The sequence below is a fragment of the Salmonella sp. 2018103 genome, from assembly GCF_026247685.1.
In the GTDB taxonomy this organism is placed as follows: Bacteria; Pseudomonadota; Gammaproteobacteria; order Enterobacterales; family Enterobacteriaceae; genus Salmonella; species Salmonella enterica.
The window spans coordinates 1,020,281-1,038,947 of record NZ_CP111029.1; the positions used below are offsets into that span (position 1 = coordinate 1,020,281).

The 18,667-nt window shown below is 56.7% G+C and carries 19 protein-coding genes; 13 read left to right on the plus strand and 6 right to left on the minus strand.

The features are described from left to right. Positions 1–169: 169 nt before the first annotated feature. Complete coding sequence (locus OLG56_RS04890) at positions 170–514, plus strand: nitrous oxide-stimulated promoter family protein (RefSeq protein WP_001117938.1); 345 nt, start codon at positions 170–172, stop codon at positions 512–514. A gap of 61 nt (positions 515–575) precedes the next feature. On the opposite strand, the gene flhA is transcribed toward OLG56_RS04890, so the two are convergent. The 6 genes from flhA to hypA form a co-directional block, all read right to left on the minus strand. Continuing rightward, a complete protein-coding gene (flhA, locus tag OLG56_RS04895; RefSeq protein ID WP_000122691.1) occupies positions 576–2,654 on the minus strand; it encodes a formate hydrogenlyase transcriptional activator FlhA in 2,079 nt (692 codons plus the stop codon). A gap of 218 nt (positions 2,655–2,872) precedes the next feature. After that, positions 2,873–3,883, minus strand: coding sequence for a hydrogenase expression/formation protein HypE (gene hypE, locus OLG56_RS04900; protein WP_001059957.1), 1,011 nt, complete (start codon positions 3,881–3,883; stop codon positions 2,873–2,875). Then, positions 3,880–5,001 carry a hydrogenase formation protein HypD gene (hypD, locus tag OLG56_RS04905; RefSeq protein ID WP_001212962.1) on the minus strand — a complete coding sequence of 374 codons (1,122 nt, stop codon included), beginning with the start codon at positions 4,999–5,001 and terminating at the stop codon, positions 3,880–3,882. Before hypD ends, hypE begins: the two co-directional genes overlap by 4 nt. Then, positions 5,001–5,273, minus strand: coding sequence for a hydrogenase 3 maturation protein HypC (gene hypC / locus OLG56_RS04910; RefSeq protein WP_000334871.1), 273 nt, complete (start codon positions 5,271–5,273; stop codon positions 5,001–5,003). Before hypC ends, hypD begins: the two co-directional genes overlap by 1 nt. Continuing rightward, a complete protein-coding gene (hypB, locus tag OLG56_RS04915; RefSeq protein WP_000337641.1) occupies positions 5,264–6,136 on the minus strand; it encodes a hydrogenase nickel incorporation protein HypB in 873 nt (290 codons plus the stop codon). Before hypB ends, hypC begins: the two co-directional genes overlap by 10 nt. A gap of 68 nt (positions 6,137–6,204) precedes the next feature. After that, on the minus strand, positions 6,205–6,561 hold the full coding sequence (gene hypA, locus OLG56_RS04920) for a hydrogenase maturation nickel metallochaperone HypA (RefSeq protein WP_000544461.1): 357 nt from the start codon (positions 6,559–6,561) through the stop codon (positions 6,205–6,207). Positions 6,562–6,770: 209 nt separating this feature from the next. On the opposite strand from hypA, the gene hycA reads away from it, so the two are divergent. From hycA to hypF, 12 genes are all read left to right on the plus strand, one after another. After that, positions 6,771–7,232: a formate hydrogenlyase regulator HycA gene (gene hycA / locus OLG56_RS04925; protein ID WP_000158075.1), complete on the plus strand. Its 462-nt coding sequence runs from the start codon at positions 6,771–6,773 to the stop codon at positions 7,230–7,232. 145 nt (positions 7,233–7,377) lie between these two features. Then, the gene (gene hycB, locus OLG56_RS04930; protein ID WP_001079164.1) at positions 7,378–7,986 is read left to right on the plus strand and encodes a formate hydrogenlyase subunit HycB; all 609 of its coding nucleotides are present in this window, start codon (positions 7,378–7,380) and stop codon (positions 7,984–7,986) included. Beyond that, the gene (gene hycC / locus OLG56_RS04935; protein ID WP_000097051.1) at positions 7,986–9,812 is read left to right on the plus strand and encodes a formate hydrogenlyase subunit 3; all 1,827 of its coding nucleotides are present in this window, start codon (positions 7,986–7,988) and stop codon (positions 9,810–9,812) included. Before hycB ends, hycC begins: the two co-directional genes overlap by 1 nt. A gap of 2 nt (positions 9,813–9,814) precedes the next feature. Then, the gene (locus OLG56_RS04940; protein WP_000110563.1) at positions 9,815–10,738 is read left to right on the plus strand and encodes a respiratory chain complex I subunit 1 family protein; all 924 of its coding nucleotides are present in this window, start codon (positions 9,815–9,817) and stop codon (positions 10,736–10,738) included. 17 nt (positions 10,739–10,755) lie between these two features. Further along, the gene (gene hycE, locus OLG56_RS04945; RefSeq protein WP_001288155.1) at positions 10,756–12,465 is read left to right on the plus strand and encodes a formate hydrogenlyase subunit HycE; all 1,710 of its coding nucleotides are present in this window, start codon (positions 10,756–10,758) and stop codon (positions 12,463–12,465) included. 9 nt (positions 12,466–12,474) lie between these two features. Further along, the gene (hycF, locus tag OLG56_RS04950) at positions 12,475–13,017 is read left to right on the plus strand and encodes a formate hydrogenlyase subunit HycF (RefSeq protein WP_000493767.1); all 543 of its coding nucleotides are present in this window, start codon (positions 12,475–12,477) and stop codon (positions 13,015–13,017) included. Beyond that, positions 13,017–13,784, plus strand: coding sequence for a formate hydrogenlyase subunit HycG (gene hycG, locus OLG56_RS04955; protein ID WP_000067419.1), 768 nt, complete (start codon positions 13,017–13,019; stop codon positions 13,782–13,784). The genes hycF and hycG overlap by 1 nt, the downstream gene beginning before the upstream one ends. After that, complete coding sequence (locus tag OLG56_RS04960; RefSeq protein WP_000003725.1) at positions 13,781–14,191, plus strand: formate hydrogenlyase maturation HycH family protein; 411 nt, start codon at positions 13,781–13,783, stop codon at positions 14,189–14,191. The genes hycG and OLG56_RS04960 overlap by 4 nt, the downstream gene beginning before the upstream one ends. Continuing rightward, positions 14,184–14,654, plus strand: a complete 471-nt coding sequence (gene hycI / locus OLG56_RS04965; RefSeq protein WP_000132984.1) for a hydrogenase maturation peptidase HycI — start codon at positions 14,184–14,186, stop codon at positions 14,652–14,654. Before OLG56_RS04960 ends, hycI begins: the two co-directional genes overlap by 8 nt. A gap of 26 nt (positions 14,655–14,680) precedes the next feature. Then, on the plus strand, positions 14,681–15,490 hold the full coding sequence (locus OLG56_RS04970) for a hypothetical protein (protein WP_061377567.1): 810 nt from the start codon (positions 14,681–14,683) through the stop codon (positions 15,488–15,490). Positions 15,491–15,690: 200 nt separating this feature from the next. Continuing rightward, positions 15,691–16,236, plus strand: coding sequence for an electron transport protein HydN (gene hydN, locus OLG56_RS04975; RefSeq protein ID WP_001078791.1), 546 nt, complete (start codon positions 15,691–15,693; stop codon positions 16,234–16,236). Between the two features lie 145 nt (positions 16,237–16,381). Then, positions 16,382–18,622: a carbamoyltransferase HypF gene (hypF, locus tag OLG56_RS04980; RefSeq protein ID WP_207011545.1), complete on the plus strand. Its 2,241-nt coding sequence runs from the start codon at positions 16,382–16,384 to the stop codon at positions 18,620–18,622. Positions 18,623–18,667: the final 45 nt, after the last annotated feature.

The window sequence follows — 18,667 nt, forward strand, 5'->3', positions numbered from 1 at the left end:
AACAATGTGGTTAATTAATCATCGAATATAGCCTTTGCTATGTTATATAGCACAAGGCATGAATAAATGAAAATAATTCTTATTTGCGAAATGGCGACGATATGCAGTGATAGTGCTAAAGAGGGATAAGGTGTAAAATAAATACACCTTAATGTTCGGAGAGAGCACGATGCCCGGTAAACGTATCGCTCGTGAAAAACTGACGATCAAAAAAATGATCGCGCTGTATGAAAGCCAGTGCCCACAGGCGTCAGCGGTGCAGGGGCATTACGACGCGCTGTTCGCCTACGCGCAAAAACGTCTTGATAAATGCGTATTTGGCGAGGAAAAACCCGCCTGTAAGCAGTGCCCGGTGCACTGCTATCAGCCGGCTAAACGCGAGGAGATGAAGCAGATTATGCGTTGGGCAGGTCCGCGAATGCTTTGGCGGCATCCTGTCCTGACCGTGCGGCACCTTATCGACGATAAGCGCCCCGTTCCGGAATTGCCGGAAAAATATCAGCGCAAGAAGTGAAGGGGAAGCGCCAGGCCTACGGCGCGCATCATCTCCAGGCCGGATCAGATCCGGCAACCCGTTACGCTAACGCGTCTTTATCAATACCCAATCGCTTCATACGCGACAGCAGGGTGGTTCGTTTAAGCCCCAGACGCTGCGCCGCGCCTTTTGGTCCAGCCACTACGCCATTGGTCTCTTTCAGCACGCGTATAATAAGCTGATATTCATCTTCGCCTTCTTTGGCGCTTTCAGTCGCAACAGGCGAGGTATCGGGCGTTACGGCGGTAATATCCGGCAGCGACAGTTGTAGCACATTGCCGCGCGTTAGCAGCACGGCGCGCTCGACGACATTCTCCAGCTCGCGAACGTTCCCCGGCCATTCCATGCCGCTGAGCGTGCGCAGCGTTTCGGCGGGAATGCTGTCGATATTACGCCCCATTCGGCGGGCGATTTTGAAGGTGAACGCTTTGACCAGTAGTGGAATATCTTCCGGACGTTCGCGTAACGGAGGAAGCTGGATCGGAAAAACATTCAGCCGATAGTAGAGATCGTTACGGAATTCGCGATCGGCGACCATTTTTTTCAGATCGCGGTTAGTCGCGGCGATCAGCCGCACGTCGGTCTGGATCAGTTTATTGCTGCCGAGACGTTCAAACTCTTGCTCCTGAAGGACGCGCAGCAGCTTAGGCTGTAGCTCCAGCGGCATGTCGCCCACTTCATCCAGAAACAGCGAGCTTTTATCCGCCAGCTCGAAACGGCCAATCCGCTGCGCGCTGGCGCCGGTAAACGCGCCGCGCTCATGACCAAACAAATCGCTTTCCAGCAGCCCCGCCGGCATCGCGGCGCAGTTCATCTTTACCATCCTGCGCCCGCTACGTCCGCTCAGGTTGTGAATGGCGCGGGCAATCAACTCTTTACCGGTTCCCGTTTCGCCCAGAATCAGTACGGTACTGTCGCTCTGCGCCACCATCTCAACCTGCTTTAGCACGTTGTACATCGCTTCGCTGCGCCCGATGATCTCGCCAAACTCGCTGTCGACGTTATTAAGCTGCTCCGTGAGCGCCAGGTTTTCGTCGACCAGGCGTTCCTTCAGGCGGTGGATTTCCTGATAGGCCAGCGCATTATCCACGGCAATGGCTACCCGTTCGGCAATCTGACGCAGCAGCTTGAGGTTGGCAGTGGTAAACACTTTTTCTTCGCACTGGGCCAGTTTGAGCACGCCAAGCATCGTCTTGCCGGACATCAACGGCAGCAGGCAAAGCGTCTGGATCTGATTGCCCCAGGTATCGAACAGCATGCGTTCGTAGGGGGCAAGCGGATCGCGTTCGTTGAGGTTGATAAGCAGCATCTCTTTACTTTTAAAGACGCGCTCCGTGAGCGTGCCGGCTTCGTCGACTTCGCTCTGTTCGTGCGCCGGATGATGCTCATCAAGGTAGTGGGTGGAGTAGATATTCAGCTTATTTTTGCGATGGCTGCGCAACACGATGCTGATTGCGTCGATATTGAAATAGTGGTGGATCTCTTTTGCGACTTCGCTTACCAGTTCATCAATATCCAGACGCGACAGGACGGCGTTAGTAATCGCAACCAGAATACGGAAGTTATCGCGTTCTCGGCACAACAGATCATAATCGACATTATTGTTTACCCGGTTTTGAATTTGCTCGGCGACCACGCCGACAATTTGGGTAAACGTATGCAGACGGTCATATTCCTTTTCACTCCAGGGGCGATCTTCCTGACGGATGAATTCGCAGCCGCCGAAAATACGGCCCTCCGCGGCTAAAGGAAGCAGACAATAATGACCAAATTCAGGGTAGAGGCCGCTCGCGGCAAGCTGCGGCCAGGTTTCGGTAAACTCATGGAAATTACAGTGCAATGCATCGGGGCGAGAAAGGATGCGACGTACCGGGCCGTGCGCCAGTACGGTTTCATCTTCATATTCAACAGGACGGCCATTTTCTCGCGTCGCATAATATTGTGCGCGTTGCGACTGCGCCTGCCATAGCACAATGCCGGCGCTGTCGGCGAGCGCTGAACGCTTTACCAGTTGCGAAAGCGCTTCACTGAGCGACGCCAAATCGGGCTGCTGCAATAAGGTACGAGTGATATCGAACAAGCCTTGCTGTCCAAGATCGCTCATGGGTGTATACGACATGTTGCTTTTCCAGGAAAATACCGCAAAACGGTGCGAAAACGGTAAATGAATTATAGGTATAAGTCGTAAGTTATTGCCGGATGGCTGACCGCAAACTCGCTGGTCACACACTCCGTAGGCCTGATAAGCAAAGCGCCATCAGGCGTTCATGCAGCGTTAATGCCGGATGTCGACGCAAATGCGTCTTATCCGGCCTACAGTATGCTGCCAACAGGCTGCTAGCATATACGAGGTAATGGTTCGGCGTGTGGCAAATCAAGGGTTCGCTTCACGCCATAGAGTCCGGCTAAGCGAACGCCTTTGCGTTCCACGACTTCGCCAATCAGCGCCGCATCACGTCCCAGCGGATGCGCGCGTAATGCCGCCAACGCCCGATCTGCGGCCTGCCGTTCAACGGCAATCACCAGTTTTCCTTCGTTGGCAAAGTTCAGGGCATCCAGCCCCAACAGCTCGCAGACGCCGCGCACGGCAGGTTTGAGCGGCAGTGCGGATTCGGACAATTCAATACCGTAACCGCAGGACGCCGCAAACTCATGGGCGACCGCATTCACGCCGCCGCGCGTGGCGTCACGCAATGCCTTCACTCCGTCAATATGACGCAGCGTCTGAATAAGCGGCGTTAATACTGCGCAGTCGCTCGCCAGCTCGCCATCCAGTCCCAGTTGCTCACGCAGGTTGAGGATAGTGGCGCCGTGATCGCCAAGCGTACCGCTGACTAACAGCACATCGCCAACGTTCAGCGTTTGCGCGCCCCAGTGAATATCGGCGGGAATCGCCCCCATGCCGGCAGTGTTGATAAACAATTTATCCGCCGCGCCGCGCTGCACAACTTTGGTGTCGCCGGTTACAATGGCGATACCCGCTTCCCGCGCGGTCGCCGCCATGCTATTGACCACGCTTTTTAACGTCTCCATCGGCAGTCCTTCTTCAAGGATAAAGCCGCAGGAGAGATAGCGGGGGATCGCGCCGCTCACCGCTACGTCGTTCGCCGTACCACAAATCGCCAGTTTGCCGATATTGCCGCCGGGGAAAAAGAGCGGATCGATCACATAGCTATCGGTAGAAAACGCCAGACGGTCGCCCTCCGCCGTCAGCTGCGCCAGCTCCAGACGCGCCTGATCTTCTTGTTCCGCCAGCCACGGGTTGGCAAAGGCCTCCATAAACAGGCTATTAATCAACTGTTGCATAGCCTGGCCGCCGCTACCGTGGGCGAGTTGTATATTGTTCAAACTTCACACTCCTGCTGACGATACTGATACCAGGCGGCGCATGCGCCTTCGGAAGAGACCATCAGCGCGCCAAACGCGGTCTCTGGATTACATGTTTTACCAAATAGCGGGCACTGATGCGGCTTGCATCTGCCGGTCAGCACTTCGCCGCAGCGGGCGCGCGGATCGTCATAGACCTGCTGCGGCGCTGGGCGGAAATGCGCTTCGGCGTCAAAGCGCTGATACTCTGGCGTCAGGTGGACGCCGGAGGATTCAATCACGCCCAGACCGCGCCACTCGCTATCGCCATTAACGCAGAACACATCGGCGATGGCCTGCTGCGCCAGCATGTTTCCGGCATCCGGCACCACGCGACGGTATTGGTTTTCAACCTGGCTTAGGGCCGCTATTTTCTGCTCAACCAGCATGACCACGCCTTGCAGTAGATCAAGCGGTTCGAATCCAGCCACCACCAGCGGGCGATTAAAATCGGCGGCGATAAACTGGTACGCCTCGGTGCCGATGACCATGCTGACGTGGCCTGGCGCAAGAAAGGCGTCAATGCCGTTGTCCGGCTGCTCCAGTAAGCTACGCAGCGTCGGGATCAGCGTAATGTGCTGGCAGAAAAAGTAGAAGTTTCGCACGTCACGCTGTTTTGCCTGCTGCAGCGTGATGGCGGTGGTCGGCATGGTGGTTTCAAAGCCCAGCCCGAAAAATACCACTTTGCGGGTCGGGTTATCCTGCGCCAGCTTCAGCGCGTCCATCGGAGAGTAAACAATACGGACATCCGCGCCGCGCGCTTTAGCCTGCAACAGAGACCCCTGTTTCCCCGGCACGCGCATGGCATCGCCAAAGGTGCAGAAAATCACCTCCGGATGGCTGGCAATTTCCACGCAACTGTCGATGCGTCCCATCGGCAGCACGCAGACCGGACAACCGGGGCCGTGAATAAACTCCACGTTTTCGGGCAGTAACTGATCGAGACCAAATTTAAAAATCGCGTGGGTATGACCCCCGCAGACTTCCATAATGCGCAACGGACGTTCGGCAGTGTAAGGAAGAAGGGCGGCGCGTTCACGCAGGTGTTCAATGAGCTGCATTACCTGTTCCGGCGCACGGTACTCGTCAACAAAACGCATTATCTCTCCTCACCATACAGCAGTGCGCCGACGTCCGGCTCAACATCAAACATATTTTGTAGCGCGTCGAGCGTGTCGCGCGCTTCCGCTTCGTTAATGACGCTCATGGCGAATCCGACATGAACCAGCACCCACTGACCCAGACGCGGCTGACCGTTTTCATCACAACTGCCGACTAATGTGAGATCGACGTCGCGCTGAATGCCGCAGACGTCAACTTTTGCCTGATTGCCGTCAATGGCGCGGATTTGACCCGGAACGCCTATGCACATCGCTGCGCCTCCAGCCAGGCCAGCCACTGATCCATGCCTTCGCCGCTGGTGGCGGAAATCAGGATAATTTCAATCTCCGGGTTCACTTCACGCGCGCTGGCGATGCACTTCTCAACGTCAAAATTGAGGTAGGGCAGCAGATCGACTTTATTGAGCAGCATGAGCGACGCAGCGGCAAACATATGGGGATACTTCAGTGGCTTATCTTCACCTTCGGTCACGGAAAGCACTGCGACTTTATGCTTTTCGCCCAGATCGAAGCTGGCCGGGCAGACGAGATTACCGACGTTTTCGATAAACAGAATACCGTGGTCATCCAGCGGCAGGCGCGGCGCGGCGTCGGCGATCATTTGCGCGTCAAGATGGCAGCCTTTACCGGTGTTGACCTGAATGGCGGGCGTGCCGGTAGCGCGGATGCGGGCGGCGTCGTTCACTGTCTGCTGGTCGCCTTCAATCACCGCGCACGGTACACGGTCTTTCAATTTCATCAGCGTTTCGGTCAGCAGGGTGGTTTTACCGGACCCGGGGCTGGACACCAGGTTGAGCACCAGTTGCTGGCTGGCGGCAAAACGGGCGCGGTTGCGCTCAGCCAGACGATTATTTTTGTCCAGCACGTCGATTTCAACCTCAAGCATCCGCCGCTGACTCATACCAGGCGCGTGGGTTCCGGCTTCGCCGTGGCCGTAATGCAGATCGCCTTCTGCGGTCTGACTTGGGGCAAAGTCAGGCGTTTTAATGCCGGTAATATTCAGCGCCGGGCGGGCCGCTGGGGCAAAGGGCGCGCTACGAAACGCTGAGTGCGGATTATGTTCATCGCCTTCTATATAAAGGTTGCCTTCAGCGCAACCGCAAGTCGTACACATCGCTTACTCCTGATCTTTTTCTTGTTACAGGCTTTCTGCCGGATGGCGACGCGAGCGTCTATCCGGCATTAATCTTCAGTTTCATCAATCTCTATGCGCCGAATTTGTAAGCCGTCATCGGCCACAATTCGCAGCGTATCGCTATGACATTGCGGACAACGACGTACACGGTGGGTTAACAACGTGACATATTGTTGACAATGCTCACACCAGCATTCGGCTTCCTGTTCTTCGAGGTGCAGTTTACAACCTTCTGCTATCGTGCCGCGGCATACCAGATCAAAACAAAAGGAAAGAGCGCTGGTTTCCACGCAAGAAAATGCGCCAATTTTGATCCAGACGGCTGTCACACGTTTTGCACCGTATGCTGAAGCCTGTTGTTCAATCAATTCCAGTGCCCGTTGGCAGAGGGTGATTTCGTGCATATCGCCTCCCGTAGTGGTTGCCCCTGTAAAGCAATATTTATGCCAATATTTTTATCCCCTGGCAGGTTAATGTCGACGATGACGAAATGACATGTCGTCACCGCGTCGAAACGGCAGTTACTGTGCGCGTCTGCCATTAAAAACAATAAGTTAAAAATTGGCATGGAAAATGCTTAACGCAGGCATCTCTGTTAAACGGGTAACCTGACATGACTATTTGGGAAATAAGCGAAAAGGCCGATTACATCGCGCAACGGCATCGTCGCCTACAGGACCAGTGGCATATTTACTGCAACTCGCTGGTTCAGGGGATCACCCTCTCGAAAGCGCGCCTGCATCACGCAATGAGCTGCGCGCCGGAAAGGGATCTTTGCTTTGTCCTGTTTGAGCACTTTCGTATTTACGTCGCGTTGGCGGATGGTTTTAACAGCCACACCATTGAGTACTACGTTGAAACCAAAGATGGCGAAGATAAGCAATTGATTGCACAGGCGCAGCTCGATATCGACGGCAAGGTTGACGAACGGGTTAATAACCGCGATCGCGAGCAGGTGCTGGAGCACTATCTGGAAAAAATCGCCAGCGTTTACGACAGCCTCTATACCGCTGTAGAAACCAATTCGCCGGTTAATTTGCGTCAATTGGTAAAGGGAAACAGCCCGGCGGTATAAGCCTGAGGTGTTGCCCGCTTTGATTCTCGATATGGCGTTGCGCCATGTCATGAATGTTTTGGGGATGGGCGTGTCGATAAGTGTCGAAAATGACATTTCAACGGCATGTTTTCGTCAAAAATGACAATCACCTGAGGAATGCCTGGTGAATCGTTTTGTAATTGCTGACTCCACTCTCTGTATCGGCTGCCACACCTGTGAGGCCGCCTGTTCAGAGACGCATCGCCAGCATGGCCTGCAGTCAATGCCGCGCCTGAAAGTGATGCTGAATGAAAAAGAATCTGCGCCGCAGCTTTGTCACCACTGTGAAGATGCGCCATGCGCCACGGTATGCCCGGTTAACGCGATTAATCGCGTTGACGGCGCTGTCCAGCTTAATGAAAGCCTGTGCGTGAGCTGCAAACTGTGCGGTATTGCCTGTCCGTTTGGCGCTATTGAGTTTTCCGGCAGCCGTCCGCTGCATATTCCGGCGAACGCCAATACGCCGAAAGCGCCGCCCGCGCCGCCAGCGCCTGCGCGCGTCAGTACGTTGCTCGACTGGGTGCCGGGCGTGCGCGCTATCGCGGTGAAATGCGACCTGTGCAGCTTTGACGAGCAAGGCCCGGCCTGCGTGCGGATGTGCCCGACTAAAGCGCTACACCTGGTAGAGAACACGGATATCGCCCGCGCCAGCAAACGTAAACGTGAGCTGACGTTTAATACCGATTTTGGCGATCTCACCTTGTTTCAGCAGGCTCAGAGTGGGGATGCATAATGAGTTCACTTTCACTGATTACTAGCGGCGTCGCGTGGTTTGCCGCCGCCGCCGTTCTGGCGTTTCTGTTTTCGTTTCATAAAGCGCTGAGCGGCTGGATTGCCGGTATCGGCGGCGCGGTCGGCAGCCTGTGTACGGCAGGCGCGGGGTTCACCGCGCTGACCAGCGCCGTTACGGTGAGCGGCGTGATGCCGTTTACCGGTCACATGCTGCAAATAACGCCGCTGAATGCTATCTGGCTGATTACGCTGGGGCTGTGCGGTCTGTTCGTCAGCCTGTTCAATATCGACTGGCATCGCCATCCACAGGTAAAAGCCAACGGACTGTTGATCAACCTGCTGATGGCGACAGCCGTCTGCGCTGTGGTCGCCAGTAACCTGGGGACGATGGTGGTGATGGCGGAAATCATGGCGCTCTGCGCCGTGTTCCTTACCGGCGGTAGCAAAGAGGGCAAACTGTGGTTTGCGCTGGGCCGTCTCGGTACGCTGCTGCTGGCAATCGCCTGCTGGCTGGTGTGGCAGCGCTACGGCACGCTGGATCTGGGGCTGCTGGATCAACGCGCTCAGCAACTGCCGCTGGGCTCCGATATCTGGCTGCTCGGTGTTATCGGCTTTGGTCTGCTGGCCGGGATTATCCCGCTACACGGTTGGGTGCCGCAGGCGCACGCCAACGCCAGCGCTCCCGCCGCCGCGCTGTTCTCGACCGTGGTGATGAAAATCGGGCTGCTGGGCATTCTCACGCTATCTCTGCTTGGCGGCAATGCGCCGCTGTGGTGGGGCGTGGCGCTGTTGGTGCTTGGGATGATCACCGCCTTTGTCGGTGGTTTGTACGCGCTGATGGAGCATAACATTCAGCGCCTGCTGGCCTACCACACGCTGGAAAATATCGGCATCATTTTGCTCGGTCTGGGCGCAGGCGTTACCGGGATTGCTCTCAATCAGCCGGTACTGATCGCGCTGGGTCTGACCGGCGGGCTCTATCACCTGCTGAACCATAGCCTGTTCAAAAGCGTGCTGTTTCTGGGCGCGGGCAGCATCTGGTTCCGTACCGGTCATCGCGATATCGAAAAACTGGGCGGTATTGGTAAACGGATGCCGGTTATTTCTATCGCCATGCTGGTCGGTCTGATGGCGATGGCTGCGTTGCCGCCGCTGAACGGCTTTGCCGGCGAGTGGGTGATTTACCAGTCCTTCTTCAAACTGGGCAACAGCGGCGCGTTTGTTGGTCGTCTGTTAGGACCGCTGCTGGCGGTTGGCCTGGCGATTACCGGCGCGCTGGCGGTGATGTGTATGGCGAAAGTTTACGGCGTGACGTTCCTTGGCGCGCCGCGCACGAAGGAAGCTGAAAATGCCAGCTGCGCGCCGATCCTGATGGGCGTCAGCGTGGTGGCATTGGCGATTTGCTGCGTACTGGGCGGGGTTGCCGCGCCGTGGCTGCTGCCGATGATTTCCACTGCGGTACCGTTGCCGCTGGAAACCGCGCACACCACCGTATCGCAGCCGATGATCACGCTGCTGTTGGTCGCCTGTCCGCTACTGCCGTTCATCATTATGGCGATGTTCAAAGGCAACCGTCTGCCGTCGCGTTCTCGCGGCGCGGCCTGGGTGTGCGGCTACGACCATGAGCAGTCGATGGTGATTACCGCGCACGGTTTCGCCATGCCGGTGAAAGAGGCCTTTGCCCCGGTACTTAAACTGCGTAAATGGCTGAACCCGGTATCGCTGGTGCCGGGCTGGCAGAACGCGGCGGCAGCGGTGCTGTTCCGTCGTCTGGCGCTGATTGAGCTGGCGGTGCTGGTGGTGATTGTGGTTTCACGAGGAGCCTGAAAATGAGTGTGTTTTATCCGTTAATTCAGGCGCTGGTGCTATTTGCCGTTGCGCCATTGCTGTCCGGTATTACTCGCGTGGCGCGCGCCCGTCTACACAATCGCCGAGGGCCGGGCGTGTTGCAGGAGTACCGCGACATTATCAAACTGCTCGGTCGTCAGAGTATTGCGCCCGCGGATTCCGGCTGGGTTTTTCGCCTGACGCCGTTTGTGATGGTCGGCGTGATGCTGACTATCGCCACCGCACTGCCGGTCGTCACCGTTGGATCTCCGTTGCCGCAACTGGGTGATTTAATCACCCTGATTTACCTGTTCGCCATCGCGCGCTTCTTCTTCTCTATTGCAGGCCTGGATACCGGCAGTCCGTTCACCGCGATCGGCGCCAGCCGTGAAGCGATGCTCGGCGTGCTGGTGGAGCCGATTCTGCTGCTGGGTCTGTGGGTCGCCGCGCAGGTGGCGGGTTCAACTCATATCAGCAATATCGCCGATACCATTTATCACTGGCCTGTCGCGCGCAGTATTCCGCTGATTCTGGCGCTGTGCGCCTGCGCCTTCGCCACCTTTATCGAAATGGGCAAGCTGCCGTTCGACCTGGCGGAAGCGGAGCAGGAGTTGCAGGAAGGGCCGTTGACCGAATACAGCGGTAGCGGCTTTGCGGTGCTGAAATGGGGCATCAGCCTGAAACAACTGGTGGTGCTGCAAATGTTCGTCGGCGTGTTTCTGCCGTGGGGACAAATGGAAACCTTCAGCGCAGGCGGACTGTTGCTGGCGCTGGTGATTGCCGTCGTCAAGCTGATTGTCGGCGTACTGGTGATCGCCCTGTTTGAAAACAGCATGGCGCGACTGCGTTTTTGCGCCACTTCACGCGTGACCTGGGCCGGTTTTGGGTTTGCGTTTTTAGCCTTCGTCTCCTTGCTGGCGGCGTGATTTAAGAGAGTTTGAGCATGTCTGAAGAAAAATTAGGTCAACAATACCTTGCGGCGCTGCACCAGGCGTTTCCGGGCGTCGTGCTGGACGAAGCCTGGCAGACCAAAGATCAGCTGACTATTACGGTAAAAGTGAACTATCTGCCGGAAGTGGTGGAGTTTCTTTACTACCAGCAGGGTGGGTGGCTGTCGGTGCTGTTCGGTAATGACGAACGCCAGTTGTGCGGCCACTATGCCGTTTATTACGTGCTGTCGATGGAGCAGGGCACGAAGTGCTGGATTACCGTCCGCGTTGAAGTGGATGCCAATAAGCTGGAATTCCCATCCGTTACGCCGCGCGTGCCGGCTGCAGTGTGGGGTGAGCGCGAAGTACGCGACATGTACGGTTTAATCCCGGTCGGTCTGCCGGACGAGCGCCGTCTGGTGCTGCCGGACGACTGGCCGGATGAACTCTATCCGCTGCGTAAAGACAGCATGGATTATCGTCAGCGCCCGGCGCCGACCACCGATGCGGAAACCTACGAGTTCATTAACGAGCTGGGTGACAAGAAAAATAACGTGGTGCCGATTGGCCCGCTGCATGTTACTTCCGATGAGCCGGGCCACTTCCGTCTGTTCGTCGATGGTGAAAACATTATCGACGCCGACTACCGCCTGTTCTACGTCCACCGTGGTATGGAAAAACTGGCGGAAACCCGCATGGGTTATAACGAAGTCACCTTCCTGTCGGATCGCGTGTGTGGTATCTGCGGCTTCGCGCACAGCACCGCCTACACCACTTCCGTGGAAAACGCGATGGGCATTCAGGTGCCGGAACGTGCGCAAATGATCCGCGCTATTCTGCTGGAAGTGGAACGCCTGCACTCGCATCTGCTCAATCTCGGCCTGGCCTGCCACTTTACCGGCTTTGACTCCGGCTTTATGCAGTTCTTCCGCGTGCGTGAAACCTCCATGAAGATGGCGGAAATCCTGACCGGGGCGCGCAAAACTTACGGTCTGAACCTGATCGGCGGGATTCGCCGCGATCTGCTCAAAGAGGACATGATCCAGACCCGTCAACTGGCGCAGCAGATGCGTCGTGACGTGCAGGAGCTGGTGGACATGCTGCTGAGCACGCCGAATATGGAACAGCGTACCGTGGGTATCGGCCGTCTGGACCCGGAAATTGCCCGTGACTTCAGTAATGTCGGCCCGATGGTGCGCGCCAGCGGTCACGCCCGCGACACCCGCGCCGACCACCCGTTTGTCGGTTACGGTCTGCTGCCGATGGAAGTACATAGCGAGCAGGGCTGCGATGTGATTTCTCGTCTGAAAGTCCGTATCAACGAAGTTTACACCTCGCTGAATATGATCGATTTCGGTCTGGATAATCTGCCGGGCGGCCCGCTGATGGTGGAAGGCTTTACCTATATTCCGCACCGTTTTGCGCTCGGCTTTGCCGAAGCGCCGCGTGGTGACGATATCCACTGGAGCATGACCGGCGACAACCAAAAGCTTTACCGCTGGCGCTGTCGTGCGGCGACCTACGCCAACTGGCCGACGCTGCGCTATATGCTGCGCGGCAACACCGTCTCCGACGCGCCGCTGATTATCGGCAGCCTCGACCCGTGCTACTCCTGTACCGACCGGATGACCGTGGTCGATGTGCGTAAGAAGAAGAGCAAAGTCGTGCCGTACAAAGAACTTGAGCGCTACAGCATTGAGCGTAAAAACTCGCCGCTGAAATAAGGAATCGCCATGTTTACCTTTATCAAAAAAGTTATCAAAACCGGCACGGCGACCTCGTCTTATCCGCTGGAGCCGATTGCGGTTGATAAAAACTTCCGCGGCAAGCCGGAACATAATCCGCAGCAGTGCATCGGCTGCGCCGCCTGCGTTAATGCCTGCCCGTCGAACGCGCTGACGGTGGAAACCGATCTCGCGACCAATGAGCTGGCGTGGCAGTTCAATCTTGGCCGCTGCATCTTCTGCGGTCGCTGCGAAGAGGTGTGCCCGACGGCGGCGATTAAACTGTCGCAAGAGTACGAACTGGCGGTGTGGAAGAAAGAAGATTTCCTGCAACAGTCCCGCTTTGCGCTGTGCAACTGCCGCGTGTGCAATCGTCCTTTCGCGGTACAGAAAGAGATCGACTACGCCATTGCGCTGCTTGCGCACAACGGCGACAGCCGCGCGGAAAACCACCGCGAAAGCTTTGAGACCTGCCCGGACTGTAAGCGTCAGAAATGCCTGGTGCCGTCCGACCGTATTGAACTGACTCGCCATATGAAAGAGGTCAGCTAATGAGCAATTTATTAGGCCCGCGTGACGCCAACGGCATTCCGGTACCGATGACGGTGGATGAATCCATCGCCAGCATGAAGGCGTCTCTACTGAAAAATATTAAGCGTTCGGCATACGTTTACCGCGTGGACTGCGGCGGCTGTAACGGCTGTGAAATCGAAATCTTTGCGACGCTGTCGCCGCTGTTTGATGCTGAGCGTTTCGGCATCAAAGTAGTACCGTCGCCGCGTCATGCCGATATTCTGCTGTTTACCGGCGCGGTGACCCGCGCCATGCGCTCTCCGGCGCTGCGCGCCTGGCAGTCGGCGCCGGACCCGAAAATTTGTATCTCTTACGGCGCCTGTGGCAACAGCGGCGGCATCTTCCATGATCTGTACTGCGTCTGGGGCGGTACGGATAAAATCGTCCCGGTAGATGTCTACATTCCAGGCTGCCCGCCAACGCCTGCCGCCACGCTGTATGGCTTTGCGATGGCGCTTGGCCTGCTGGAGCAGAAAATCCACGCCCGCGCGCCGGGTGAGCTGGACGATCAGCCCGCAGAGATCCTGCATCCGGATATGGTGCAGCCGCTGCGCGTGAAGGTGGATCGCGCGGCGCGCCGGCTGGCGGGTTATCGCTATGGTCGTCAGATCGCCGATGATTACCTGACACAGTTGGGGCAGGGCGAGCAGCAAGTGGCGCGTTGGCTGGAAGCGGAAAACGATCCGCGTTTAACCGAAATTGTCACCCATCTCAATCATGTTGTTGAAGAGGCGCGTATCCGATGAGCGAACAGGTGGTGTTCAGTCAACTGAGCCGTAAGTTTATTGATGAGAACGATGCGACGCCCGCCGAGGCGCAGCAGGTTGTCTATTACAGCCTGGCGATTGGTCACCACCTGGGGGTTATCGATTGCCTGGAGGCCGCGCTCACCTGCCCATGGGATGAGTATCTGGCGTGGATCGCCACCCTGGAAGCCGGTAGCGATGCCCGGCGTAAAATGGAAGGCGTGCCGAAGTATGGCGAGATCGTCATCGATTTCAACCATGTGCAAATGCTGGCGCGCGCGTTTGATGAGGCGCGCGCCGCGCAGACCCCGCAGCAGCAAGAATGGAGCAAACTGATGCTCAGTATGCTGCATGACATTCATCAGGAAAGCGCCATCTACCTGATGGTGAGGAGGCTTCGTGACTGACGTTTTACTCTGTGTCGGCAACAGCATGATGGGCGACGACGGCGCAGGCCCATTACTGGCGGAAATGTGCGCGGCGCAGCCGAAGGGGAATTGGGTGGTGATTGATGGCGGCAGCGCGCCGGAAAACGACATTGTGGCGATTCGCGAACTGCGCCCGCAGCGTCTGTTGATTGTCGACGCCACCGACATGGGACTTAATCCGGGCGAGATCCGCATCATCGATCCGGATGATATCGCCGAAATGTTTATGATGACCACCCACAATATGCCGCTCAACTACCTTATCGATCAGCTGAAAGAGGATGTCGGCGAGGTGATTTTTGTTGGTATCCAGCCGGATATCGTCGGGTTTTATTATCCGATGACTCAACCGATTAAGGACGCGGTAAACATCGTCTATCAGCGCCTGGAAGGCTGGCAGGGAAACGGCGGATTTGCCGCGCTGGAAGCGCCGGAGGCGTAAAATGCGCACATATTTAGGGAGAATTTGTGTTACACGGCAAAGGTTGTAAGAAGGACGTGAAGATTATCGTATGGAGCGGACTGCTATTTTTCTGCATCGCCGCGCGCGCACTGGCCACCGATTTTGTCGGTTACCTGCCGATGAGCGACGGTGAATATGCGCAAAAGCGTGCGCTGAAGCCGCTGTTGACCCTGCCTTATTCTGTATCGCCCGACCAGACCTGGCATTTTCGCCAGGTCGGAGTCAGTGGCGTGACGCTACTGCCGGAGCCGAAAAAAGATAACGAATGGCGGATTAGCGGAAAAGACAGAGCCGGTAATTCGTGGGTTGTCCCGGTGGGAAGGCTGATTAATTTGGCGGGTAATGCGCAATTTTATCGCGCTGACCTCGATCGTAACGGCATTCAGGATCTGGTTATCTGGTTGGGCAATCCTGGGTTGGGCCTGGCGCCGAGCGCGCAATACATCATTTTCACCTTTCTCAATAATGGCCGCCCCTGCGTCTTTGAACCGTGGGGGTTTTATACCGCCACCGATACTGGCGTCGATGATTTGCTTGATTTACAGGGCAATGGGCGTACGCAACTGTTGGATATGCAGTTTGACTCAGGCTACTGGATAACCAATTTATATCAGGTGAAGGACGCCCGCTGGCAGCGCGTACACGGCTGGTTTGGCCGGTTGAGTTATCCGGCGCTGACCCGTTTTAATCACTATCCTGGCCGTAAATTAATTATCAAACCTATTGCCGGAAGGAATCCGCAAACGGACGATCTTTCCCTTACGCAGCGCTGTTTAATACGCGGTAACGTATTGCCAGGCGTTAATCAGGATTGATGCCAGTTGCGGTGCAGAGTTGGCTGGCTATCACTGCAAATCTTGACCACCACTGGCGACATTACGTGTCATCGACACTTGTGACGATGACACGTAAATGCTCACGAAAATAGAAATAATATTCTTAAATAACAATGAAATAAAAATTGGCACGATTCGTGTATATATCGGCACATCATCTGTTATTGCTGGAGAATTTGATGAACCGTTTCATCATTGCAGACGCGAGTAAGTGCATTGGTTGCCGTACCTGTGAAGTGGCTTGCGTCGTATCCCATCAGGAAAATCAGGATTGCGCATCGCTGACCCCTGAAACCTTTTTACCTCGTATCCATGTCATCAAAGGCGTGAACGTTTCCACGGCAACGCTGTGTCGCCAGTGTGAAGACGCGCCGTGCGCCAACGTTTGCCCGAATGGCGCCATCAGCCGTGACAAAGGCTTTGTTCATGTGATGCAGGAACGCTGCATTGGCTGTAAAACTTGCGTAGTGGCATGTCCTTACGGCGCCATGGAAGTGGTGGTACGTCCGGTGGTTCGCAATAGCGGCGCGGGGCTGAACGTGCGTGCCGAAAAAGCCGAAGCCAACAAGTGCGATCTATGTCACCACCGTGAAGCTGGTCCAGCCTGTATGGCCGCTTGCCCAACGCACGCCCTCATCTGCGTTGACCGCAATAAGCTTGAACAGCTGAGCGCGGAAAAACGCCGTCGTGCGGCGCTGGATTCAACGGCATCGCTGCTTTTCTGATTTCTGCGATTGCGCGTAGAATACGCCACAAAGCATTGCCGGATGGCGGTATCAATGCCTTATCCGGTCTACGGTCCGTGCGGTTGTAGGCCTGATAAGCGTCGCGCCATCAGGCATCCGGGTTCGATGATGGCGGGAAAATAAGATGGCGATAGACACACCTTCCGGCGTACAGCTACGCATTCGGGGCAAAGTACAGGGCGTCGGTTTTCGTCCTTTTGTCTGGCAGCTGGCGCAGCAGTTGCGATTACATGGCGACGTGTGTAATGACGGCGACGGCGTCGTCGTTCGGTTACTGGAAGAGCCGTCGCAATTTATTGCCGCGCTTTATCAGGATTGCCCGCCGCTGGCGCGCATTGACAGCGTTGAACACGCGTCGTTGATATGGGAGCGCGCACCGACGGATTTCGCCATTCGTCAGAGCGCAGGCGGTTCGATGAACACGCAAATCGTGCCGGATGCGGCGACCTGCCCGGCATGTCTTGCCGAGATGAATACCCCAGGCGAGCGGCGCTACCGTTATCCTTTCATCAATTGCACCCACTGCGGACCACGCTTCACCATTATTCGCGCTATGCCCTATGACCGGCCATTTACGGTGATGGCGGCGTTTCCCTTGTGTCCGGAATGCGACAACGAATACCGCGATCCGTACGATCGCCGTTTTCATGCCCAACCCGTTGCCTGTCCGTCATGCGGGCCGCATCTTGAGTGGCGGAGCCAACATGAACGAGCGGAAAAAGAGGCGGCTTTGCAGGCGGCGGTCGCCCAACTGAACGCCGGAGGCATTATTGCCGTTAAAGGGCTGGGTGGTTTTCATCTGGCCTGCGATGCGCGCAACGATAACGCAGTGGCGATGCTGCGGGCGCGTAAACATCGCCCGGCGAAACCATTGGCGGTGATGTTGCCCACGGCGCAAACGCTGCCGAGCGCGGCGCGTTCGCTGCTGACCACGCCAGCGGCCCCGATTGTACTGGTGGATAAGCAGTATGTACCTTCGCTGAGTGAGGGCATCGCGCCAGGGCTTACGGAGGTGGGCGTGATGCTGCCAGCCAACCCGTTGCAACATCTCTTGTTGCAGGCGCTCAATTACCCGCTGGTGATGACATCCGGCAACCTGAGCGGCAAACCGCCCGCCATCACCAACGAACAGGCGCTGGACGATTTACACGATATTGCCGATGGTTTTTTGTTGCACAATCGCGACATTGTTCAGCGCATGGACGACTCTGTCGTGCGCGACAGCGGCGAAATGCTGCGTCGTTCGCGGGGATACGTGCCGGACGCGATTGCGTTGCCGCCCGGATTTCGCGATGTGCCGCCGATACTTTGTCTGGGCGCGGATCTGAAAAACACGTTCTGTCTGGTACGCGGCGAACAGGCGGTTGTCAGCCAACATTTGGGCGATCTCAGCGATGACGGTATCCAGGCGCAGTGGCGCGAGGCATTGCGTTTGATCCAGTCAATCTACGATTTTACGCCAGAGCGTATCGTCTGTGATGCGCATCCGGGCTATGTTTCCAGTCAGTGGGCCAGTGAGATGCGTCTGCCGACAGAGACGGTGTTACACCATCATGCCCATGCGGCGGCTTGCCTGGCCGAGCATGGTTGGCCGCTGGACGGCGGAGAGGTGATTGCCCTGACGGTAGACGGTATCGGCATGGGTGAGAATGGCGCGCTATGGGGCGGAGAATGTTTGCGGGTCAATTATCGCGAATGCGAACATTTAGGTGGTTTACCCGCCGTGGCGCTGCCGGGAGGCGATCTGGCTGCCAAACAGCCGTGGCGTAATCTGTTAGCGCAGTGCCTGCGCTTTGTGCCGGACTGGCAGGATTACCCGGAGACAGCGGGGCTGCAACAGCAAAACTGGAGTGTCCTGGCGCGTGCCATTGAGCGCGGCGTCAATGCCCCGTTGGCCTCTTCCTGCGGGAGGTTGTTTGACGCGGTGGCTGCCGCGCTTCGCTGCGCGCCAGCATCGCTTAGCTATGAGGGCGAGGCCGCCTGCGCGCTGGAGGCGCTGGCCTCTCAATGCGCTAACGTTGAGCATCCGGTAACGATGCCGCTTAACGGCGCTCAACTGGACGTCGCTGTTTTCTGGCGGCAATGGTTGAACTGGCAGGCCACGCCCGCGCAACGCGCCTGGGCTTTTCATGATGCGCTGGCGTGCGGGTTTGCCACGCTAATGCGCCAGCAGACTACGGCGCGGGGGATAACCACTCTGGTCTTCAGCGGCGGGGTGATACACAACCGCTTACTGCGCGCGCGTCTTGCCTTTTATCTTTCTGATTTTAAATTGTTATTTCCGCAGCGGTTACCAGCGGGCGACGGCGGGCTGTCGTTTGGACAGGGCGTGATTGCCGCAGCGCGAGCATTAAGGGAAGTGTAGGGCACCGGATGGCGGCTGCGCCTTATCTGGCCTGTAAACAGATGC